Annotated in this window: 17 protein-coding genes and 1 riboswitch; of the genes, 5 read left to right on the top strand and 12 right to left on the bottom strand. The window is 54.0% G+C overall.

Features of this window, described 5'->3' with window-relative positions:
- Positions 1-69: 69 nt before the first annotated feature.
- The 9 genes from mfd to HMPREF0673_RS06915 form a co-directional block, all read right to left on the bottom strand.
- A complete protein-coding gene (gene mfd / locus HMPREF0673_RS06955; protein ID WP_007900008.1) occupies positions 70-3,645 on the bottom strand; it encodes a transcription-repair coupling factor in 3,576 nt (1,191 codons plus the stop codon).
- A gap of 17 nt (positions 3,646-3,662) precedes the next feature.
- On the bottom strand, positions 3,663-4,412 hold the full coding sequence (locus HMPREF0673_RS06950; protein WP_007900007.1) for a polyprenol monophosphomannose synthase: 750 nt from the start codon (positions 4,410-4,412) through the stop codon (positions 3,663-3,665).
- 135 nt (positions 4,413-4,547) lie between these two features.
- Positions 4,548-5,306, bottom strand: coding sequence for a lysophospholipid acyltransferase family protein (locus HMPREF0673_RS06945; protein WP_007900006.1), 759 nt, complete (start codon positions 5,304-5,306; stop codon positions 4,548-4,550).
- 6 nt (positions 5,307-5,312) lie between these two features.
- On the bottom strand, positions 5,313-6,476 hold the full coding sequence (locus HMPREF0673_RS06940) for a metallophosphoesterase (protein ID WP_040596628.1): 1,164 nt from the start codon (positions 6,474-6,476) through the stop codon (positions 5,313-5,315).
- 123 nt (positions 6,477-6,599) lie between these two features.
- Positions 6,600-7,403 (bottom strand): vitamin B12 dependent-methionine synthase activation domain-containing protein, encoded by an 804-nt coding sequence (locus HMPREF0673_RS06935; protein WP_007900004.1) that lies wholly within the window; start codon positions 7,401-7,403, stop codon positions 6,600-6,602.
- A gap of 4 nt (positions 7,404-7,407) precedes the next feature.
- Positions 7,408-8,733 carry a dihydroorotase gene (locus HMPREF0673_RS06930; protein ID WP_007900002.1) on the bottom strand — a complete coding sequence of 442 codons (1,326 nt, stop codon included), beginning with the start codon at positions 8,731-8,733 and terminating at the stop codon, positions 7,408-7,410.
- Between the two features lie 38 nt (positions 8,734-8,771).
- Positions 8,772-9,563 (bottom strand): DUF4369 domain-containing protein, encoded by a 792-nt coding sequence (locus tag HMPREF0673_RS06925; protein WP_040596623.1) that lies wholly within the window; start codon positions 9,561-9,563, stop codon positions 8,772-8,774.
- Between the two features lie 34 nt (positions 9,564-9,597).
- A complete protein-coding gene (locus HMPREF0673_RS06920) occupies positions 9,598-10,062 on the bottom strand; it encodes a hypothetical protein (RefSeq protein WP_007899998.1) in 465 nt (154 codons plus the stop codon).
- Positions 10,063-10,068: 6 nt separating this feature from the next.
- A complete protein-coding gene (locus HMPREF0673_RS06915) occupies positions 10,069-10,392 on the bottom strand; it encodes an FtsB family cell division protein (RefSeq protein ID WP_007899989.1) in 324 nt (107 codons plus the stop codon).
- A gap of 193 nt (positions 10,393-10,585) precedes the next feature.
- Positions 10,586-10,682: riboswitch (TPP riboswitch) on the top strand.
- A gap of 66 nt (positions 10,683-10,748) precedes the next feature.
- On the opposite strand from HMPREF0673_RS06915, the gene HMPREF0673_RS06910 reads away from it, so the two are divergent.
- Entirely contained in the window at positions 10,749-13,121 is a 2,373-nt protein-coding gene (locus HMPREF0673_RS06910; RefSeq protein WP_007899987.1) for a TonB-dependent receptor, read from the top strand.
- Positions 13,122-13,168: 47 nt separating this feature from the next.
- Complete coding sequence (pnuC, locus tag HMPREF0673_RS06905; RefSeq protein WP_007899985.1) at positions 13,169-13,816, top strand: nicotinamide riboside transporter PnuC; 648 nt, start codon at positions 13,169-13,171, stop codon at positions 13,814-13,816.
- 77 nt (positions 13,817-13,893) lie between these two features.
- Here the strand turns inward: pnuC and HMPREF0673_RS06900 are convergent, their stop codons facing one another.
- Positions 13,894-14,649 carry a four helix bundle suffix domain-containing protein gene (locus HMPREF0673_RS06900; RefSeq protein WP_007899983.1) on the bottom strand — a complete coding sequence of 252 codons (756 nt, stop codon included), beginning with the start codon at positions 14,647-14,649 and terminating at the stop codon, positions 13,894-13,896.
- A 146-nt stretch (positions 14,650-14,795) separates the two neighbouring features.
- Between HMPREF0673_RS06900 and HMPREF0673_RS06895 the strand changes: the two genes are divergently transcribed.
- A complete protein-coding gene (locus HMPREF0673_RS06895) occupies positions 14,796-15,458 on the top strand; it encodes a thiamine diphosphokinase (protein WP_007899981.1) in 663 nt (220 codons plus the stop codon).
- A gap of 96 nt (positions 15,459-15,554) precedes the next feature.
- Complete coding sequence (locus tag HMPREF0673_RS06890) at positions 15,555-17,597, top strand: TonB-dependent receptor domain-containing protein (RefSeq protein ID WP_007899979.1); 2,043 nt, start codon at positions 15,555-15,557, stop codon at positions 17,595-17,597.
- 320 nt (positions 17,598-17,917) lie between these two features.
- On the opposite strand, the gene HMPREF0673_RS06885 is transcribed toward HMPREF0673_RS06890, so the two are convergent.
- Positions 17,918-18,928 carry an aspartate-semialdehyde dehydrogenase gene (locus HMPREF0673_RS06885; RefSeq protein ID WP_007899975.1) on the bottom strand — a complete coding sequence of 337 codons (1,011 nt, stop codon included), beginning with the start codon at positions 18,926-18,928 and terminating at the stop codon, positions 17,918-17,920.
- A 391-nt stretch (positions 18,929-19,319) separates the two neighbouring features.
- Between HMPREF0673_RS06885 and HMPREF0673_RS06875 the strand changes: the two genes are divergently transcribed.
- Positions 19,320-20,222, top strand: a complete 903-nt coding sequence (locus HMPREF0673_RS06875; protein WP_007899971.1) for a helix-turn-helix domain-containing protein — start codon at positions 19,320-19,322, stop codon at positions 20,220-20,222.
- A gap of 128 nt (positions 20,223-20,350) precedes the next feature.
- Here the strand turns inward: HMPREF0673_RS06875 and HMPREF0673_RS06870 are convergent, their stop codons facing one another.
- Positions 20,351-21,256 carry a hypothetical protein gene (locus HMPREF0673_RS06870; RefSeq protein WP_007899969.1) on the bottom strand — a complete coding sequence of 302 codons (906 nt, stop codon included), beginning with the start codon at positions 21,254-21,256 and terminating at the stop codon, positions 20,351-20,353.
- Positions 21,257-21,596: the final 340 nt, after the last annotated feature.

Genomic DNA, 21,596 nt, shown 5'->3' with positions numbered 1-21,596 from the left:
CATTGCTAACTAAGACTTCTTAGGGCTTTCTTAGCCTTCTTGCTAAGCCTTCTTAAGCCTTTCTAAGCCTTAGCCGAAGTATCCTCGAGCCCTCCCCGACGGGGAGGGTTGGGAGGGGCTTTTTACTTTTAAAAGCACTTTCACCGCTTCGCCCACTGTCGGCACACCGCTCACCACCATTGAGCGTTTGCCGTTCACCTCCTTGAGGTTGCAGCGGCGTGCGTTGGCAGCGATGAAGTCGAGTGCCTTGCCGAATGTGGCACTGCGGTAGTAGGCAGAGTTGGGGTTGCTGACGAACTGCATCTGCATACGTCCCTGTTTGAGTATTATCTTCTCGCAGCCGAGGCTCTTGCCGTAGCGGCGCAGCGCCACCACCTGCAGCAGTTCCTCGCCCTCGTGCGGTATGGCACCGAAGCGGTCGATGAGTCGCTGGCGGTAAGCGTCGAGCTCGTCGTCGTTGTCGATGTTGTCGAGCTCGCGGTAGAGCAGCATACGCTCTGCGCTGCCCGGCACATAGGTATCGGGGAAGTACATCTCGAGGTCGCTCTCCACGGCGCAGTCCTCCACGAAGGCATCGCCCGTGAGGTTGTTGCCCTGCGCTATCTCCTCGGCGTACATGTCGGCAAACTCGTCGTTCTTCAGTTCGGTGACCGCCTGGTTGAGAATCTTCTGATACGTCTCGTAGCCAAGGTCCTCCATAAATCCGCTCTGCTCGGCACCGAGCAGATTGCCGGCACCGCGGATGTCGAGATCCTGCATGGCGAGGTTGAAGCCGCTGCCCAGCTCGGAGAAGTTCTCCAAAGCCTCCAGTCGGCGGCGTGCCTCGGAGGAGAGCACCGACTTAGGCGGTGCAAGCAGATAGCAGAACGCCTTGCGGTTGGAGCGACCCACGCGACCGCGCATCTGGTGGAGGTCGGAGAGTCCGAAGCGGTGGGCATCGTTGATGATGATGGTGTTGGCGTTGCTGATGTCGATGCCGTTCTCGACGATGGTCGTTGAGAGCAGCACGTCGTAGTCGTAGTTCATAAAGCCGATGAGAATCTTCTCCAGTTCCTCGGGCGACATCTGTCCGTGTCCGATAGCCACACGCGCGTCGGGCACGTATTTCGTTATGAGCGAGGCAATCTCGGGCAGATTGCTGATGCGGTCGTTGACGAAGAACACCTGTCCGTTGCGCGACATCTCGAAGTTGATGGCGTCGGCTATTATCTCATGTCCGTACACGCCCAGCTCGGTCTGTACGGGGTAGCGGTTGGGTGGCGGCGTGCGCATGATGCTCATGTCGCGTGCGCCCATCAGCGAGAACTGCAGCGTGCGCGGTATCGGCGTAGCCGACATCGTGAGCGTGTCGACGTTGGTCTTCAGCGTGCGCAGCTTCTCCTTTGTAGACACGCCGAACTTCTGCTCCTCGTCGATGATGAGCAGTCCGAGGTCGTGCCACTCCACAGTCTTTCCTATCAGCTTGTGCGTGCCAACGAGTATGTCTATCTTGCCAGCCTTAAGGTCGGCAAGCACCTCGCGCGTCTGCTTCGCCGTGCGGGCACGCGAGAGGTAGTCGACACGCACCGGCATACCCTTCAGACGATCTGAGAACGTCTTGTAGTGTTGGAAGGCGAGCACCGTTGTGGGCACGAGCACTGCCACCTGCTTCGAGTCGCACGCCGCCTTGAACGCTGCACGTATAGCCACCTCGGTCTTGCCGAAGCCCACGTCGCCACACACCAGGCGATCCATCGGTCGGGCAGACTCCATGTCGACCTTCACGTCGTGCGTGGCACGCTGCTGGTCGGGCGTGTCCTCGTAGAGGAACGATGCCTCAAGCTCGTGCTGCAGATAGGAGTCGGCAGAATAGGCGAAGCCCTTCTCGTGGCGACGCTTGGCGTAGAGCTTGATGAGGTCGCGCGCAATGTCCTTGATGCGCTTCTTCGTGCGCTCCTTCAGCTTCTCCCATGCGCCGGTGCCGAGCGTGCTGAGTCGGGGCGGTTCGCCCGTGTCGCTGCGGCGGTACTTAGATATCTTGTAGAGCGAGTGGATAGACACGTCGACGATGTCGCCACGCTGATAGTAGAGGCGTATCATCTCCTGGTAGGAGTCGCCGACAGGCACGCGCACCAAGCCGCCGAACTTGCCTATGCCGAAGTCGACGTGCACGATGAAGTCGCCGGGTTCCATCTCTTGCAGCTCCTTCATCGTGAGTGCCATCTTGCCCGTTCGGGCTGCGTCCGACTTCAGGTTGTACTTGTGGAAGCGGTCGAATATCTGATGGTCGGTGAAGAAGCACAGACGAAGATCGTTGTCGGCAAAGCCCTCGTGCAGAGTGCGGTTGACGGGAGTGAAGGGGAGGGTTGAATGTTGAATGTTGAGGTGTTGAGGTGTTGAGGTGTTGAGGTGTTGAGAATTCCTGCGCATCTGTTGCAACTCCTCACTGTCGAAAATATCGCGCAGGCGTTGCGTCTGCTTCTCCGAGTCGGCGAGAATATAGAGCTGGTAGCCCTGCAAGAGATAATCGTCGAGGGTCTGGGTGAGCAGACTGAAGTTCTTGTGGAAGAGCGGCTGCGGCGAGATGTGGAACTCGATGGACACCTGCGGCGTGCCCGTAGGCTTTGCGCCGAACTCAACGAGACGGAAGCGGCAGATCTCCTCGCGGAATTTAGACGGTGCCACGAGGTTGTTCTCCTTGCGCATATCGCGCATTATCTGCTGCTGCTCCACCTCCGTAGCACCCTCCAAACGCTCGGTCATGGCTTGCTGCGAAAAGCCGTCGCTGTATATCTGCTCGATGGTAGAACAGAGATAGAGGCGGTCTTTCATCACGAGCAGCGCGTCGTCGGGCAGTAGCGACGTGAACGGCTGCTTCTCCTCGGTGAGCTGCGCCAGTTCGGGCACGATGCGCACCTGCTGCTTCGCGTCCTTCGAAAGCTGGTCGGCTACCTCGAACGTGCGTATGGTGTCCACCTCGTCGCCGAAGAAGTCGATGCGGAACGGCAGCTCCGACGAGTAGGAATATACATCGATGATGCTGCCACGCATTGCGAACTGACCCGGCTCGTAGACGTAGTCGACCTCCTTGAAGCCGAACTCGCGCATCTGTCGTCCGAGGTCGGCAAAGTCGATGATGTCGCCAACAGCGATGTTGATGGTGCGCTCGTCGAGGCGACGTTTCGACACGACAAGCTCGCTGAGCGCCTCGGGGCAGGTCACAACGTAGAGAGCTTCAGCAGCACTGTCTGCATTCTTGCCTGCGCCCTTGCCCGTTGATGCCTTCTGCGTGTCGACAGAGGTAAGAGCCGCGAGACGACTCAACGTCTCGGTGCGCAATATCTCGTTGGCTGCGTCGCGCTGTCCGTACTTCACCGCACGACGGTAGGACGACGGGAAGAAGAGCACGTTGTCGGTGCCGAGTATCTGCGTCAGGTCGTGATAGAAGTAGCCAGCCTCGTCGTTGTCTTGAAGGATGAAAACAGCAGTAAGAGTTTTGAATTTTGAATTGAAGCGTTCGGCTACGGCGGAGAAAAACACAGGAGCCGATGAGGCAAGTAGTCCACCGAGGAATACGTGTCTCACCGACTCGTCGCTGATAGCTTTCAAAAAAGCCCCGCACTGTGGCAGGGCTGTATAAATGTTGCTGATGTTTCTTATTTCCATAGAATCGGGTGGGTAGTTTAGTGCTTCGCCTCAGGATACTTTCTGAACCAGCCGTCCCATCTGAGTCGCATCACGCCGAAGAACGCCTCGCCGAAGATGCCACCGCTCATCTTGCTGACACCCTCGCGACGGTTGACGAAGATGACCGGCACCTCCTTTATCTTGTAGCCCATCTTGTAAGCCGTGAACTTCATCTCTATCTGGAAGCCGTAGCCCTTGAAACGAATCTTGTCGAGGTCGATAGACGAGAGCACGCAGCGGCGGTAGCATTTGAAGCCGGCTGTGGTGTCGTGCACCTTGAAGCCCGTAACCATACGCACGTACTTCGACGCAAAGTAGCTCATCAGCACGCGACCGATAGGCCAGTTGACAACGTTCACGCCACTCACGTAGCGCGAACCGATTGCCACGTCGTAGCCCTCGTCGTGACAAGCACTGTAGAGGCGTGGCAGGTCGTTGGGGTCGTGAGAGAAGTCGGCATCCATCTCGAAGATGTAGTCGTAGCCGTGCTCAAGCGCCCACTTGAAACCTGTGATGTACGCCGTGCCAAGACCCAACTTGCCACTGCGCTCGAGGATGAAGAGGCGGTCGCCGAACTCATCACTGATGAGGTGCTTCACGATGGCTGCAGTGCCGTCGGGACTACCGTCGTCGATGACGAGGATGTGGAAACACTTCTCAAGTGAGAACACCGCGCGTATGATCTTCTCGATGTTCTCCTTCTCGTTATATGTCGGTATGATTACTATACTATCGCTTTTGTTCATTGTTTTGCTATTGAATGGTTTTACATTGTCAACTCGTCAACTTGTAACTTGTAACTCGTCAACTAATATGCAAATATACTAAATGTATTCGATACGAGTGCCGCCGTAGCGTTAAAAAACGTGTTTTCGGGAGTTTTACTGGTCGGGGTTCTCCACAAAGCCCTGATATTGCTTCTCCAGTCCGCCCATCACCACCTTGTAGCTCTCTTCCTCAAGATACTTGATGTTGTCCGTACCCTTGCCAACAGGCAGTATCGGCTTGTGTATGGTGAGACGGAGCGGATGCCAAACGACCCACTTCATGTCGCGAGTGCGTGGCATGATGTCGAACGAGCCATTGATGGTGAGCGGCACAACGGGCAGCTCGATGTCGTCGGCGAGCATGAAGGCTCCGCGCTTGAATACGCCCATGTGTCCTGTGAACGAGCGCGCTCCCTCGGGGAACACCACGAGCGACATACCACCCTGCAGCGTCTGTCGAGCGCGGTCGTAGGTCTCGCGTATCTTGCTTGCGCCACGCTTGTCGACGAAGATGTGGTGAGCCGACTCGCACGCCTTGCCAACGAACGGCATCTGGCGTAGCTGGCGCTTCATCATCCACTTGAAGTTGCGCGAGAGGAAGCCGTAGATGAGGAAGATGTCGAACGCTCCCTGATGGTTGGCTACGAACACATACGACTGTCCCTTCACAAGATTCTCGCGTCCCTCCACCTTCACCGGCAGCAGGAGTATGCGTATGATGAACTGCGCCCACCACTTGCCGGGGTAGTAGCCCCAGAAGTGACCGTTGCCTAAGGTGCAACCGATTATAACCATCAAGCTGGTGATGAGGGTGTAGATAGCTATCAAAGGGAGAGCTATCAAGAGCTGATATGTACGATATAGATATTTCATTGCTTTTTACTTTTTTACTTTTAACGTGATTTCCACAATCTCCGGTTTCATATGGAAGCGGAACGGCAGGAAACCTCCCACGCCCGTAGACACAAAGAGGAAGCGTTTGCCCTCGCTATACAGTCCGGCATCCTCGCTGTTGACAAGACTTGTGGGTCGCCAGCCGAAGAGCGACAGCTGTCCGCCGTGGGTGTGTCCGCTCAGCGTTAGCTGCGCTGTGCATTGTGGCAGTATGTGGCGGCGCCATGCCGACGGGTCGTGCTGCATCATAATGACGAACGATTCGGGCGATATGCCGTGCAGCGCCTTGCGATAGTCGGCTTTGCAGGGGAACGGCGGACGACCGTCGTTCTCCGTTCCGGCTATCACTATCGAGTCGGCTCCGCGGCGCAAGATGCGACGCTCGTTGAGCAGCAAGTCCCAGTTGAGCGAAGCCTCGAACGAACGTGTCATACGCTCCATACTGCGCTTCTGCTCCGCCGTGGCTGTCTTCACGTAGTCGGCGTAATCGTGGTTGCCAAGCACGGAGAAGATACCATCGACCGGATGCAGATGAACCAACGTGGGCGCATGACGCACCAACTCCTGTGGGCGCATATTCTGTAAGTCGCCGGTGAAGAGGATGGCATCGGGATGTAGCTCGTTCACCTGTGCCACCATGCGCTGAGCAAACTCCTGCTTCATCGAGCCGAGGTGCATGTCCGAGAGCTGCACGATGCGATAGCCGTCGAAGGCTTTCGGCAGACTGTCGAACTCGAGCGTAACGCGCTTCACGTGCAGCTGGTCGGGACCCACCATCGTACCCATGAACAGCACATAGAACCATCCGAGCACAAGCACCAGTCCGATGTGGTTGCCCCAGTTGGTGCGCAACTTCAGCAGTCGCTTAACAGCCAGTCCGGCGAGCGACGACAAGGTGAAGACCACCTTCGGCACGATGAGCAACCCGAGCATGAACAGATACACGTTGAAGAGCGTGAGGTTATCGGGCGCGAAGTTGCGCATCATCGAATAGGCTGCGGTACAGGCTATCATGGCGGCTCCCGGCACCCACCACAGCAGACGCATCCACAGCGTCAGGTCGAAGCGCCAGCGCAGATAGCGTCGGTATATGTACAGGTCGGGCAGCAGCGTGAGCAGCAGTATGAGTATTGATATCCTTGCAATCATTATGTTCCATTTTATGGCACGTTTTCTCGCCATGGCATAACTCGAGCAAGCTCGGTTCTGCTCATTTGGCTTAACGAAAACGTTCCTTATAAACTTGCGATAGTGTTGTTACAGAGTTTTCATCTATTTCAAAAACCTGCGTATGAGCTCCACGGGCAGTCCGCGACGGTGCGCATAGTCGCGCAACTGGTCTTCGCCGATACGCCCCAACTCGAAGTAATGCGCCTTCGGGTGGGCGAACATCAGTCCGGACACCGATGCGTGGGGCTTCATGGCACCACTCTCGGTGAGCCGGATGCCAATCTGCTTGAGGTTGATGAGCCGGTCGATGATGAAGTTGACACTCGTGTCGGGCATCGACGGATAGCCCACAGCCGGACGTATGCCTTGAAAATCCTCGCGCAGGAGTTCGGCTACAGACAGATTTTCGTCGGGTGCATATCCCCATAGCGAGCGACGTACCTCCATGTGAAGCACCTCCGCCGTAGCCTCGGCGAGTCGGTCGGCAAGCGTCTGCGCCAGCATACGCTGATAGTCGTCGGTAAGGAAGTCGTGCTCCAACGCCAGGTCGACCGTAGTGGCGAACACTCCGATGCGGTCTGTCACGCCCGAAGCCTGCGGACGGATGAAGTCGGCAAGCGATAGGTTCGGCTCGCCCTCACGTGTGGGATGTTGCTGACGCAGCATAGGCAGCCGCACATCGCCGATGAGTATGTCGTCGCCGTCGCTGTTAGCCTCGAACAGGCCTACGGCAGCGTGTGTCTGGTAGCGCGTCTCAAAGCTGTCGAGCATATTTTCTGCCTCCGCCCGCATTCGGTCCTTAGCCTCCTGCGGCTTGCCCGAGAGCCCCCAGGCGAAGTAGAAGTAGAGCCAGTTGATGTACGGACGCAGGGTGGAGATGTTATAATCGGTGTATTGCAGCATCATCGGTCTACTCTCTAAAGCGCACCGCCTCGCCACGGCTCGACGCATCGAACGCCCAGTTGTTATATATAATCTGTCCGTTGCACATCGTGGTGCGCACCTGCCACTGATAGGTATGACCCTCCATTGGACTCCAGCCGCACTTGCTCTGTATCGTCTCCGGCGTTACGGTCCACGGAGCGTCGGGCTTCACGATGACGAGGTCTGCCTTGTAGCCCTTGCGCACAAAGCCACGCTTCGACACCTCGAAGAGCGTAGCTGGGTTGTGCGCCATCAGTGTGACGAGGCGCTCCATGCTGAGCACACCTTCGTCCACAAGTTCGAGCATTGTGACAAGCGAGAACTGCACCATAGGCATACCCGAAGCAGCGCGTGCACATCCGCCCTCCTTGTCCTTCAGCAGATGAGGTGCGTGGTCGGTGCCGATAGTTGTTATGCGTCCGTCGGTGAGAGCGTGGCGCAGTGCGTCGCGGTCGGCAGCGGTCTTGATGGCAGGGTTGCACTTTATGCGTGTGCCGAGGCGAGCGTAGTCGTCCTGTGTGAATACGAGGTGAGCGACGACTGCCTCTGCCGTGATGCGTGGCGAAGAGCCGAACAGCTCCAGCTCGCGTGCTGTGGTCATGTGTGCCACATGCAGACGTGCACCTGTCTGCTCAGCGAGGTCTACGGCGCGCTTTGTCGACTCGTAGCACGCTGCCTCGGAGCGTATCTCCGGGTGGTGCTCAACGGCGGGGTCGTCGCCGTACTGCTCCTGTGCGTGCTTCATATTGCGGTTGATGATGTCGGTATCCTCGCAGTGAGCCATCAGTGGCAGTGTCGCCTTGCTGAACAGTTCGTGTAGCACGTCCTGTCTGTCGACGAGCATGTTGCCCGTAGACGAACCCATGAAGAGCTTTATGCCCGGCACGCGGTGTGGGTCGATACCGGTGACGCAGTCGATGTTGTCGTTTGTAGCTCCGATGAAGAAGCTGTAGTTGACGTGCGACTTTGTGGCAGCGTCCTCAAACTTAGCGTTGAGTGCTTCCTCGGTTGTGGTCTGTGGCTTAGTGTTCGGCATATCGAAGTAGGTGGTGACACCGCCGTAAGCCGCAGCACGACTCTCGGTCTCCATGTCCGCCTTCTCGGTCAGTCCGGGGTCGCGGAAGTGTACATGACAGTCGATCACTCCGGGCATAACAAAACACCCCGTGGCATCTACGATGCTGTCGTAGTCGCCACGAGGTGTTTCTGTACCTTCTATAATGTCTGTAATGGTGTCGCCGTCGACAACGAGGGAGGCTACGCGCGTAGCTCCCTCGTTGACAAGCTTACCACCAAATACTAATGTTTTCATATTTCTTAGATATAGTTACTGATCGTTGTTAGCGTATGCTATTCGCTGGCAGCGGGCTGTGCCAGCTCGTTCGGTGTCGGTCCGTCGGGCATCGAAGGAACGGTAGCAGCACCGGCAGGCGCAGCGTTCACTTCTTTCATGCCGTTCATAATGGCTTGGTTCTCCAGAGCCTTCTGATAGTAGTCCTTCACGTAGGGGTCGTTCTTGAACTTGTCGGTGGCTTTGCTCATGATATCCTCAATCCACGGTGTGAGTTCAGGATAGCGATAGCCGATGGTCATCATGAAGAACACGCCCGGACCGAGCACATTGTCGAAGTTCTCGGTGACGAATGTTGTGACGAGCTTGTCCTCTTCTGCCATGAGTCGCACTGCCTCGGCGTTGATGTGGCGTGTCACAGCCTCCATATCGCTACCGTCCATGATGGCGCGGTCGTGAGTGTGCAGCAGTTCGGCTTCCTGATTTTTCAGCTGGTTGTACTTGTTGAAGAACTTAAAGAGCTCGTCGTTGAGCGGTGTGCCACTCACATTCTGCTGTGTGTTGTCGAGCTTTATAGTGATGTCGCCACTTTCGATTACGAGTGGCAGTATGCTCTCGTCGTCCATGAAGATATTGGCGAGGCGCACGGTGTCGAAAGTTCCGCTGAACTGAAACTGTCCGTGTACGACATCGCAGGAGTCAATCTTCTTGAAGTCGTTATTGCTTAGCACCTTCAAGTAGAGCATACGACCATCGAGTGTGGACACGTTCGAGGAGCCTTGTATGTTGTACGAGCTGGAGCATGATGCCAATGCTATTATACAGAGTAAAGCGTAAAGTAGCTTCTTCATTATCTTGAGTTTTTATTGGGTTCTTATTGTTTTCTTATTGTCTGTCTGTGGCTGGAGCATCGTCCTGCTCTTCACTGTCGGCTTCGTCCTCCACTGCGTCTTTCTTCAACTCCGATGCTATGCGGTGCATAGAGTACATCTCGAGTATGGCTGCAGCGAGCAATAGCAACACCCATTTGTTGTAAACTACGTTGAAGTAAGTAATGGTGTCGGCGAAGTAGTCCTTGAGCCACATGTTAGCACTGTCTACCATGAGCAGACCAGCCAATACGAAGAAGATGTCGGCGAAGGTCATTATCTTCTTGAGTCGCTTGATGGTTGGGTTATGTCCTTCGTATGCCTGGTTCACCTGCATCGCTGCAAACAGTAATGCTCCGACAAGGAATATCCAGCATACAATCTGCTGTGCGAACATAAAGACGAAGCAGCCAGCTCCTATCACCATTAATACGCCTCCGATGAGGAATAGCGCGCTTTGTATAGTATTTAGTTGTTTCATTGTAATTTACTCTTTTGCTTTTTCAGGTTGGGGGTCGTCGCTAAGCACATAGATATCCTCGTCGTCAGCCTTCATAAAGTAGCGTTCGCGTGCTATCTTCTGAAACGCTTGCGGACCCTGTCGCATCTCCTTCAGCTTCTTCAGGTCGCTTTCGTTCTGCGCATTATACTTCGCTATTTCCTCCTCCAGGTCGCTGATTTGCATCTCGAGTTGGAAACGATGCAGGAAACTATTCTCATCAACAAAGCCCACGGTGAGCACGCCGATGATTATGGTTATGGCATATTTATAATGGCTTATCAAAGCCAAAATGAGTTTCAGACGCCCCATTTTCGTTCTATATTATATATAATGTGTGAATATCGAAAGGCGCATCAACCCTTTATTGGCTCGCCTTTTCAGTGTTGCAAACTTACTACAAATTTTTCATATTCCGCCCGCTACGCACATTTTTTAGGGTTTATTATACAAACAAATTGTTTGAATATGCAAAATTTAGTTAACTTTGCACCCAGTTTATATAGTGTAGACTAAGGGGTGGCGGAATATTTACCGTCTGAGAACATACCCTCAGAGCTGATCCGGATAATACCGGCGTAGCGATAAGGTACAGATACGAACGGTTTTCTTTATTTCAAAAGCCCTTATAGTCTTATTATTGGATAACAACATCAACTTTAAAAAAGATGAAGAAAATCATTGGAGTAGCCTTGGCTGCTGCGTGCACTTGCCCTTCGCAAGCTGCTGGCGAGCAGAACAAGCTCGACACTACCCGTGTTAACAACCTCAACGAGGTGGTAGTAAAGGCTGTAAGAGCCCCGAAGAGTTCACCATTTGCAGTAGAAAACATCAATAAGCCTGAGCTTGAGCGCTTCGCTACCTCTGGTAGAGAGTTGCCTATGCTCTTCGCTCGCACACCGGGCGTGCTTGCATGGAGCGAGAACGGCGTGGGTACTGGTACTGTTTATATGCGTATGCGTGGTGCTGCCGGTAGCCGCATTAACGTAACGGTAGACGGCGTGCCTCTCAACTCGCCTGAGGACCAGTGCGTGTTCTGGGCAAACATGAACAGCTATGCAGCCCTCATGGGTAGCGCACAAATTCAGCGTGGCATCGGTTCATCAACCAACGGCGACGGAGCCTTCGGTGGTGCGGTGTCGCTTGCTACAGCTGCACCGTCGCTGAAGCCAACCGTAGAGGTTACGGGCTCTTACGGTTCGTTCAACACATACCGCTTTGGCGGCAAGTTCTCAACGGGTCTGCTCTGGGATCACCTCGTACTCGACGGTGCTTACCACGAGACCAATACCGACGGATACATCCACGGCACAAGCGGACGCTCAGGTTCGTACTACGGCGGACTGACATGGTTCGGCGACCGCTTCAAGATTTCGTATAAGAACATCGGCAACTTCGAGCACACAGGTCAGGCATGGAACGGCGTGCCAGCATGTAACTACGACGGCGATACCGACCTCAAGGCATGGGGCATCAAGAGCTATAAGGATATGTGGAAGCATGGATTGGGCAAGTTCAACCCGCTCTACGAGTCGCTCAACATCCCGGTAGACGCTAACTGGGCACCCGACCCAAGTCAGCCACTTACAACAGAGCGTTACAAGATGCGCGACGGCTCATACTGGGATCAGACTACTGACAACTTCGAGCAGAGCCACAACATCCTCAACTTCACATGGCAGCCTACCGACCGTTGGAGCCACTCCATAACGGCTCACTACACATACGGCTACGGCTACTATAACGAGTTCAAGCAGAACACAAAGTTGGCTTCTAAGTTTGGCATCAACGAGATGTACGTAAAGGACGGCGAACTGAAGCTCGTGAAGTCGGATGCTATACGCAAGAAAGGACTCACACAGAACAACTATGGCGCTCTCTACAACGTGAACTATAAGGATGCTCTGTGGGATGTTACGGGCGGTCTTAGTATGCAGCTCTTCCGTTGCAACCACTGGGGCAAGGTGACATACATCGCTGACAAGACTCTCGAGGAAAAGTACTTCACTAATGGTCGCTACAAGTACTACGACTCTGACGCAGATAAGAACGACTGGAGCTGGTTCTTCAAGGCTAACCGCAAGTTCGGCAAGGGATGGAACTGGTTCCTCGATATGCAGATGCGCTATGTCAACTATCAGACCGACGGCATCAACGACCACTTCGAGCAGGGTGCTGACGGCAACTACAAGAACCAGAGCATCAACATCAACGAGAACTACTTCTTCGTCAACCCGAAGGCTGGCATCAGCTACGACGCTAACGGACATAAGGTTTACGCTTCTATCGCCTACGCCAACCGCGAACCGGAGCGCAACAACTTCACCGACAACATCGGCTACGGCAATCCGTCGCCTGAGCGTCTGCTCGACATCGAGTGGGGTTATCAGTATCAGGGCGAGAACTGGTTCGCAGGTGTCAACTTCTACTACATGAAGTACGTCAACCAGTTCGTGATGACTGGTGAGAAGAGCGACATCGGCGAGGCACTGACACGCAACATCAAGGACTCTTATCGTCTCGGTGCTGAGCTGTCAGCAGGCTGGAGCCCACTCTCATGGCTCTCTGTAGAGGGTAACGCCGCGCTGAGCCGCAACCGTCTGCATAACTTCAAGGAGTGTGTCGAGAGCTGGGATGGTGCTGCCGTATGGAACACATACAAGAGCTCTACCATTGCTTTCTCGCCGTCGGCTATCCTCAACGGCTTCGTAGATGTTCACTTCGCTGGCTTCCGCGCCACATGGCACACCAACTTCGTCAGCAAGCAGTATCTCGACAACACCGAGAGCTCTGACCGCTCACTGCCTTGCTATTCGCAGACTAACGTGAACGCTTCGTACACATTCAACTTCGCGAAGCGTATGCTTGGCTTGAAGCAGATTGTGCTCGGTGCCGACTTCAACAATATCTTCAACCGTCACTATGCAGCTTCTGGCTACGTCTACTACGACTGGTACAACCAGGGTAAGCGCAACTCTACCGTGGCTTACATCCCAATGGCTGGTTTCAACTGCATGGGAACCGTAACACTGAAGTTCTAAAACCTCGTCCCTCCCCAATCGGGGAGGGGCTGTTTTTTTTTGATAAAATGACAGATTTTCTCTCCACTCATTGGCTCGACATCGTCACAACAATCCTCGGGCTCATCTATCTCGTTCTCGAATACCGTGCGAGCATCGCGCTGTGGGTTGTAGGCATCGTGATGCCAGCCATGGACATTTACCTCTACTGGAGCCACGGTCTCTATGGTGATGCCGGCATGGCTGTCTACTACACGCTTGCCGCAATATACGGCTATGCCGTGTGGAAGTTCGGAGCGAAATGGAAGGCAATGATTAAACGCAAAGGCTCTGACAAGAAAGAAGGCGCAAGCGCGGTTAGCAGTTCTTCCGAAGATCTTCCTATAACGTTCTTTCCTCGCCGCCTCATCTTGCGCACGCTCGGTTTTTTCTTCCTTGCCTGGGCTGCCACATATTATGTCTTGGTGGCTTACACCAACAGTACGGTTCCCTTGCTCGATGCTTTCACCAACGCTCTGAGCTTCGTCGGCTTATGGGCATTGGCACGCAAGTATGTTGAGCAGTGGCTCTTCTGGATAGCCGTCGACGTTGTCTGCTGCTATCTGTACGTGGTCAAGGGCATACCGTTCAAGGCTGGGCTCTATGGGCTATACGTGGTGATAGCGGTCATGGGATATTGGAAGTGGAAGGGGCTTGCGAAAAAGGTGCAGGTATAGAGAATCTAGAACATCTAGAAACTCTAGAACATCTAGAATGTCTAGAGTTTATAGAATACCTAAAACGTCTATAAAAGCTATAGATTCTCCTCCCCCAGCAATTCCTTCAGTCTCTTTATCTCCTCTTCCTTTTCATAATACATCTTTAGCGCTCTTTGCTTTAGATCCTCAAAGGCAGCCTTCCACTTCGCAGCCTCCGCCTGCGCCTCAGCGAGGGCTTGCTTCAGACGCGGCAGCTCTGCCTCCAGCTGTTTCAAACGCTCGTCTTGCTGCTGGCGATATCCGGTGCGAGCGCGGTGCATACGCTCTTTTATGCCGCCCTCAGTGATAAACTCCTGCTCCAGTTTCTTCAAGAACGACATCATCATCCGGTCAATGAAGTGGCAGAGCGTGATGGCATAGTTGCACATCTGCTCGTCAGTCCACTGCGCGAAGAACGGCTCATAATCGGACAGGCGATTATGATAGCGACAATAGTTGAGCATATCAGCGTAGCGCGGTTCACCGCTAACGAAGAATTGTAGGTGACGCGACTTTATATAGTCCTCAAAGTCCTCGCGCAACTCCTTCAGCGAAGCGCGAGCCACGTTGAGTAGCTTCAGTTGCATCTCCGTGGAGGCGACACCGTCCGCCAAGCCTTCCACTATATTTTGCTTACACGAACGTGCTGCCTGTATCACTTGGTCGCGCGTGCGGTCTTTGTATAAATGTATGAAGCGCTCACAGAAGGCGAACGCAAGCTGATATATCACATCCGACTTCTGATAGAAATAAAGCGCATCCCAATTGGCTTGCGATTTCAACACGTGCTGAGTATTCGAGGTTTCTGCCATAATAGAATAATAGATGAATAGTTTGATTTGGTGCTGCAAATATAAAGAAAAAAGCAATAAAAAGTGCTTTTTATTGCGTACTTTTGCTTGCTCAAAACAAAGTGTACAGTTGACGAACAACCACTGCCAACTAAAACATAATAAACATGTGCAACCAACCACACACTCCCAAAAGCTTTGCATCGCTACAGCCGGACGGCTTCGATGCGGTCGTCGTAGCCGGTGGCGACTTCCCCACTCATGCCGTGCCGCTCACGCTCGTCGAACAGGCGAGGATGCTGGCGGCGTGCGACTCGGCTGGCGAAGAGCTGATACGACGCGGATACATGCCGACGGCGATTATAGGCGACTGCGACTCGATGTCGCAGGAATTCCTGACAGCGCACCGCGACATTATATATAAGGTGGAGGAGCAGGACTACAACGACCTTACGAAGGCGACGCGCTTCTGCGTGGAGCGTGGATGCCGCCGCATTGCTTACGTCGGAGCTACGGGCAAGCGCGAGGACCACACATTAGGCAACATATCGCTGCTCGACTTCTATCGTCGCGAGATGCACATCGCGGCGTTGATGGCTACCGACCACGGCGTGTTCCTTTCGGCTTCCGGCACAACGGAACTTGCCACCTTTGCCGGACAGCAAGTGAGCATCTTCAACCTCACGTGCTCGCACCTTGAGGGCGACGGTCTGCGCTGGCAGCCGTATGCGTTCGCAGCGATGTGGCAAGGCACGCTCAACGAGGCAACGGGCGAGAGCATCACGCTGCGTGGCGACGGCAGCTACATGGTGTACGGCGTGTACGAGTAGGTGAAAAACGTGCCTGCTTATTTTGTAATTTGCCGAGTTTATACTAACTTTGCACGCTCAAAACACCCCTTTCATCATTAACAATTTATATTTTTTATGTTCAAAAACAATTTCAACGCACGCCCTGTGGCATTGCATTTCAAGCACTTCACGCGCCGCAGCTACGCTCTTTTCAGCTGCCTGGGTCGCGAGGTGCTCATCTGCACGCTCAGTGTGGCTACGCTCACCAACGCCAAGGCAGATGGCATCAGCACGAAGCCTGTAGCGTCGGCTCTGGCTCTCGACTCATTGAGCCGTGAGGAGGTGAAGCTCGACGAGGTGCTCGTAACGGGTTCGCGTGCTCCGCTCACTGCATTGCAGTCGGCAAAGATTGTGGCTGTCATTTCGCGCGACGACATTCAGCGTGCGGAAGCAGCGAGTGTCAACGACATTTTAAAGTTAGTCCCGGGCGTGGATGTCCGTCAGCGCGGGGGCTTTGGTGTACAGACGGACATCTCCATCAACGGCGGCACGTTCGACCAGATCACCATTCTATTGAATGGCATGAACCTTTCGAGTGCACAGACGGGTCACAACGCTGCCGATTTTCCAGTTTCGCTTTCCGACATTGAGCGCATCGAGGTTCTCGAGGGTGCTTCGGCACGTGTGTTCGGTTCGTCGGCGTTCAGCGGTGCCATCAACATCGTAACGCGTGCCGATGCCGAGAACAACGTAACGGTGGCTGCCGAGGGCGGTTCGTTCGGCACGTTCGGTGGCGACGCGAGCGTTAATCTTGCTACGGGTGCGGTGCGTCAGAAGCTAAGCGGTGGCTACACGCAGAGCGATGGAGGCACGGAGAACAGCGACTTCCGTCGTCGTCGCGCCTACTACACGGGCAGTTGGAAGTCGCGCTACGTAGACATGCAGTGGCAGGGCGGCTTCTCGTCGCAGGACTTCGGTGCGTCTACGTTCTACAGTGCGAAGTTCAAGAATCAGTTTGAGGCTACACGCCGTTTCCTTGCGTCGGCACAGGCGGAGATAAAGCCGTGGGCTGACGAGCGTTTCGTGCTTACGCCGATGGTCTACTGGCATAAGGATGTCGACCACTACCAGCTTATAAAGGGCAAGGAGGGTGCTGCTGCCGGCGAGAATTATCACCGGCTCGACACCTACGGCGGCTCGCTCAACGCTCATGCCTCGTGGCTGCTCGGCAAGACGGCGGCTGGCGTGGACGTGCGCCGCGAGCATATCCTCAGCACGGCGTACGGCGATGTGCAGCCGGAGGACAAATGGGTGTCTATCGGCGGCACCGACCGCAAGTACAACCGACTCGGCGAGCGCACCAACACGAGTCTCTTCCTCGAACATAACGTGATAGTGGGCGGCTTCACGCTGTCGGCTGGTTTGCTCGCCAACCGCAACACGGCGCTCGACGGCAAGTTCCGCCTCTACCCTGGTGTGGACGTGAGCTACCGCCCGAACGACGAGTGGAAGGTGTATGCTTCGTGGAACCGCGCGTTGCGCGTACCTACGTACACCGACCTTTATACCAGCAACTCGGTGCAGCAGGGCGACATTGCGCTGCGACCGGAGAAGAACGAGGCGTTCAAGGTGGGCACGCGCTACCGCACGCACGGCTTCGAGGCAGTGCTGAGTGGGTTCTACTCGAAAGGTACGGACATCATCGACTGGGTGTACCCTACGGCTGAGAGCAAGAAGTATCAGGCTATGAACATCGGTAAGCTCGACAACATGGGTTACTCCGTTGATGCTGCGCTGCACCTGCAGGAGTTGCTGCCGAAGTTCTTCATCACGCGCATAAAGGCTGGCTATGCGTTCATCCATCAGAAGCACTCTACCGACGGTGATGTCTTCGGTTCGCTCTACGCCTTAGAGTATCTGCGCCACAAGGCTACGCTGCAGGTTGACCATCGCATCTGGCGACAGCTCACGGCATCGTGGGCGCTGCGTTGGCAGGAGCGCATGAACGGTTATCATCCGTACACTAAGGTGGATGTGCGCTTGCAGTGGTCTGCGCCTACATACAATATATATGTAAAGGCCGACAATATCACCAACCACCACTACTACGACCTGGGCAACGTGAAGCAACCGGGCATCTGGGTTATGGCTGGTGCAAGCGTGAAACTCAAGTTCTAACGCTCCCACAGAATAGAGGAAAACAAAACATTCCCACAGATTCCACGGAATTCACGGAAGTACTTATAGAGAAAAACTCCCACAGATTCTACGGAATTCACGGAAATACTTATAGAGAAAACTCCCACAGAATTCACGGAATTCACAGAAGCTTCTTAGGAGGGTATGGCATCCTTGCCATACCCACACTGCAATAAATGCACCTAAACTTCTGTGTATTCTGTGAATTCTGTGGGAGTTCTTTGTATAAGTCCCATCTGTGTAAATCCGTGGAATCTGTGGGAGGATATCTCAGCAGAATAAATCTGTGGGAGAACCGCTTACTTCTGGTCGCCCACCTTATACAGGTACTCCGCGATCTGCACCGCGTTGAGCGCAGCACCCTTGCGGATCTGGTCGCCCGAGAGCCAGAACGTGAGTCCGCAGTCGTCGGCGAGATCCTTGCGCACGCGTCCTACAAACACGTCGTCCTTGCCGGCTGTCTCCAGCGGCATCGGGTAGACGAGGTTCTGCGGGTCGTCCTTCAGTGTGCATCCCGGAGCCGCAGCGATTGCCTTCTGAGCCTCCTCGACGCTGATGGGGCGTTCGGTCTCAATCCATACCGACTCAGAGTGAGAGCGGAGCGAGCTGACGCGCACGCACATCGCAGAGCAGCGCACGTCGCTGTGCATGATCTTGCGTGTTTCGTTGAACATCTTCATCTCCTCCTTGGTGTATCCGTTGTCGGTGAAGACATCAATCTGCGGGATGACGTTATACGCCAACTGGTGCGGGAATTTCTCCACCTTCACAGGCTCGTTGTTCACCAGCTCGCGATACTGCTCCTGCAGCTCTGCCATGGCAGCTGCGCCTGCGCCCGATGCGCTTTGGTAGCTGGCGATGTGTATGCGCTTGATGTGGCTGAGCTGCTCCAGCGGCTTCAGCACTACCACCATCATAATAGTGGTGCAGTTAGGGTTGGCGATGATGCCACGCGGACGCTTCAGAGCATCCTCGGCATTGCACTCTGGCACTACCAATGGTACATCGTCGCACATGCGGAACGCCGACGAGTTGTCGATCATCACTGCGCCGTACTTAGTGATAGTCTCGGCATACTCCTTAGAGGTGCCACCACCAGCCGATGTGAACGCAACGTCGATGTCTTTGAAATCGTCGTTGTGCTGCAAGAGCTTCACCTCATACTCCTTACCTTTGAACGTGTATTTCTTTCCAGCCGAACGCTCAGAACCAAACAACACTAAATTGTCAATGGGGAACTCTCTCTCGGCGAGGATGCGCAGAAACTCCTGTCCTACGGCGCCACTCGCACCAACAATAGCTACATTCATTTTCTCTTATTTTTGTTTTTATTTATATGTATTTGCTTACTAATTGCCTAATGTTCGTGCAAAGTTACAACTTTTCTGTCATCTAATGATCGGTTTACATCTTTTTCTACTAATAAGTAGTTAAGAAGTTAAGGAGTTTTCGCGCCCTTCGGTCGCTAAGGAGTCAAGCCATTAGTGTTTTTTGCTTGATTTACAGCATTAAAAGCATTTGGCTTAACTCCTTAACTCCTGAACTCCTGAATTCTCTGAACTTGCGAAAGTTCAGTAATTTTATAAAATCTGACTTAAAGAATACAAAATCGGCAAAACGGAATAATATCGGTATGGAAATAATGACTACCTTTGCGGATGACAAAATAACTTTGCATACGAATCTTAATTATGAAACATAATGGCTAACGAAATGACAGAACTGAAGATTGACATGGGACTCATCGCTCATTACGGCAATGCCGACTACATAGATGGCGACATGGTTGTGCTCGACGGCATCGACAAGGTGCTGCAGGTAGACGGCACGTTCAAGTTTGATATGATTATGATGGTCTACTGCACTAAGGGACGTATACAATTTGAAACCAACTCCAACGCATATACCGCAAAGGCGGGCGACGTGATTATCTGTCTGCCCAGCAGCACATGGGAAAACGTGATGGTATCGCCCGACTACGACTCGAAAAGTGTCGGCGTGTCGAGCAAGGCAGCCCAAGCCAGTGTGCAGGTGAACCGCGACTATCTTAATCTGCTCGGTTACGTATCGCACAACCCCGTGATCCACCTCAACGAGGAACGCCAACAGATGTTCTTGAAGTACTACGCCATCATTGCACACAAGATAAAGAATCCGCATGGTTTCTATCATAAGGAGATTATGCACTGCTTGCTGCAAAGTTCCATCTACGAGCTGTTCGCCATCATCACGCCTTACGTGGAGTATAGCATCGAAGGGGGCAATCTCAAGCAGGCCAACTTGCTCTTCCAGCGCTTCATCGAGATGCTGTCGGCGAACAACGGCAGAATGCAGCCCGTGAAGAAATATGCGCAGGAGCTGTGCATCACACCGAAGTATCTCTCTAACATCACGAAACAGGTGACGGGGCGCACGGCGCTCGACTGGATACATAGCTACACGGTGAAGGCGATAGAAAAGTATCTGCGCCGTTCTAACCTCTCCATCAAAGAGATATCGGAGCTGTTGGGCTTCCCCAACCTCTCGTTCTTCGGCAAGTTCACGAAGAGCCACCTCGGCATGTCGCCAACGCAATACCGCAAGGAGCAGAGCATGAGGAAGTAGTCAAGGGGGTGCAGTTGTCTCAACTGCACCAACCAAGCAGAAGGTGCACCAACTTATCTAACTTTATAATTTGGCAAATAACCATTCCGCTTTGTTGGTGCACTTGAGACAAGTGCACCCCCTATAATTTATCTGCGCGAACCAAAACCGCCGCTTCTTGACGAGCCCGACGGCTTGAACGTTGAGCGTGGGGCTGACGAGCCCGACGAGTTGTCGCGGCGCGAGCCGAAGCTGCTGCTTGAAGAGCCTCTATTGCTCTCGGGCTGACGCACCGTTGTGCGCGTGCTACTCTCACGACTGCCAAAGCCAGAGCCACGGCTTGAACCAAAGCCCGACGAGCTGCGGCTTGAACCAAAGCCCGATGAACTGCGGCTTGAACCAAAGCCCGACGAGCTGCGCGAGCCGAAACCGCTTCCGCTGTTGTCGCGGCGCGAGCCGAACCCACTGTTACCTCTGCTCTCCACCTGGCGGTTGCCACGCGAGCCGAACGACTGGCGATTGCCACGTCCGTAGTCGCCACGCTTGAAGCCGTCACGCATACCGAAGTGGGCATCGCCACCACGGCGCGAACCGAATGTTCTGCCGTTGTACCACGAGCTGCCGTTGTTCTGACGCCACGAGTGGCCGCCACGATAGCTCACGTACACCGTCGGACGATGGAAGTAGAAGTAGTCGCGGTGCGGATAGCGAGCGTATATAGCGAAGTGCCAAACGCCTGCACTGAAGTAGAGCGGACGATAGAAGTAGGCTGCCTCGCAGAACATACGGTACTGCCAGTCAAGGAGCACATAGCTGAAGTCGATGTTACGCCAACGCCAGTAGTCGCCGTAGAGTTCGTCGTCGGAGTTGACACTGAGCAGATAGTCGAGGTTTATCTCGTAAGCCGCCTCATACTGGTCGTCGGTGAGGTTCAGCTCGTAAGCCATCTTATCGGTGAGGAACAACGCCTGTTCGCGTGCCTGACTGTAACTCATTGCGCTGGCTGCTACCGCGAAGCCGAGCACCATTACTATTGTTGCGAATAACCGTTTCATAATATCTCTGTTTTTAAAAGTTATACTTATTTTAAGGGGGTGCCTCCCATGGGGTGCACTTGTCATTCTCAGGGGGTGCACTTGTCTCAAGTGCACCAACCAAGTAGAATGCTCTGTTGGTGCAGTTGAGACAACTGCACCCCCTTAACTGCACCCCCTTGAGGTTTCCTTTCGCTTGCAAAGTTATGCTTTTGTTACTGCAAGCCAAAGGGATTTTCCCTAATCGGTAATGGGAAATTCCCTAATTAGCACAACTTTTACCATCGTGCTCCGTCCGCCACCCGACCAGATTCCGTACGCCGCCCAATCAGATTCCGTACGCCACCCGATCAGATTCCGT

Origin of the sequence: Leyella stercorea DSM 18206 (genome assembly GCF_000235885.1) — a bacterium.
Classification (GTDB): domain Bacteria; phylum Bacteroidota; class Bacteroidia; order Bacteroidales; family Bacteroidaceae; genus Prevotella; species Prevotella stercorea.
This window is presented reverse-complemented; position numbering and strand designations above follow the sequence as displayed.

Coding starts and splice junctions, on each gene's coding strand:
- mfd (WP_007900008.1), bottom strand. CDS start 3,645: ATGGAAATAAGAAACATCAGCAACATTTATACAGCCCTGCCACAGTGC.
- HMPREF0673_RS06950 (WP_007900007.1), bottom strand. CDS start 4,412: ATGAACAAAAGCGATAGTATAGTAATCATACCGACATATAACGAGAAG.
- HMPREF0673_RS06945 (WP_007900006.1), bottom strand. CDS start 5,306: ATGAAATATCTATATCGTACATATCAGCTCTTGATAGCTCTCCCTTTG.
- HMPREF0673_RS06940 (WP_040596628.1), bottom strand. CDS start 6,476: ATGATTGCAAGGATATCAATACTCATACTGCTGCTCACGCTGCTGCCC.
- HMPREF0673_RS06935 (WP_007900004.1), bottom strand. CDS start 7,403: ATGATGCTGCAATACACCGATTATAACATCTCCACCCTGCGTCCGTAC.
- HMPREF0673_RS06930 (WP_007900002.1), bottom strand. CDS start 8,733: ATGAAAACATTAGTATTTGGTGGTAAGCTTGTCAACGAGGGAGCTACG.
- HMPREF0673_RS06925 (WP_040596623.1), bottom strand. CDS start 9,563: ATGAAGAAGCTACTTTACGCTTTACTCTGTATAATAGCATTGGCATCA.
- HMPREF0673_RS06920 (WP_007899998.1), bottom strand. CDS start 10,062: ATGAAACAACTAAATACTATACAAAGCGCGCTATTCCTCATCGGAGGC.
- HMPREF0673_RS06915 (WP_007899989.1), bottom strand. CDS start 10,392: ATGGGGCGTCTGAAACTCATTTTGGCTTTGATAAGCCATTATAAATAT.
- HMPREF0673_RS06910 (WP_007899987.1), top strand. CDS start 10,749: ATGAAGAAAATCATTGGAGTAGCCTTGGCTGCTGCGTGCACTTGCCCT.
- pnuC (WP_007899985.1), top strand. CDS start 13,169: ATGACAGATTTTCTCTCCACTCATTGGCTCGACATCGTCACAACAATC.
- HMPREF0673_RS06900 (WP_007899983.1), bottom strand. CDS start 14,649: ATGGCAGAAACCTCGAATACTCAGCACGTGTTGAAATCGCAAGCCAAT.
- HMPREF0673_RS06895 (WP_007899981.1), top strand. CDS start 14,796: ATGTGCAACCAACCACACACTCCCAAAAGCTTTGCATCGCTACAGCCG.
- HMPREF0673_RS06890 (WP_007899979.1), top strand. CDS start 15,555: ATGTTCAAAAACAATTTCAACGCACGCCCTGTGGCATTGCATTTCAAG.
- HMPREF0673_RS06885 (WP_007899975.1), bottom strand. CDS start 18,928: ATGAATGTAGCTATTGTTGGTGCGAGTGGCGCCGTAGGACAGGAGTTT.
- HMPREF0673_RS06875 (WP_007899971.1), top strand. CDS start 19,320: ATGGCTAACGAAATGACAGAACTGAAGATTGACATGGGACTCATCGCT.
- HMPREF0673_RS06870 (WP_007899969.1), bottom strand. CDS start 21,256: ATGAAACGGTTATTCGCAACAATAGTAATGGTGCTCGGCTTCGCGGTA.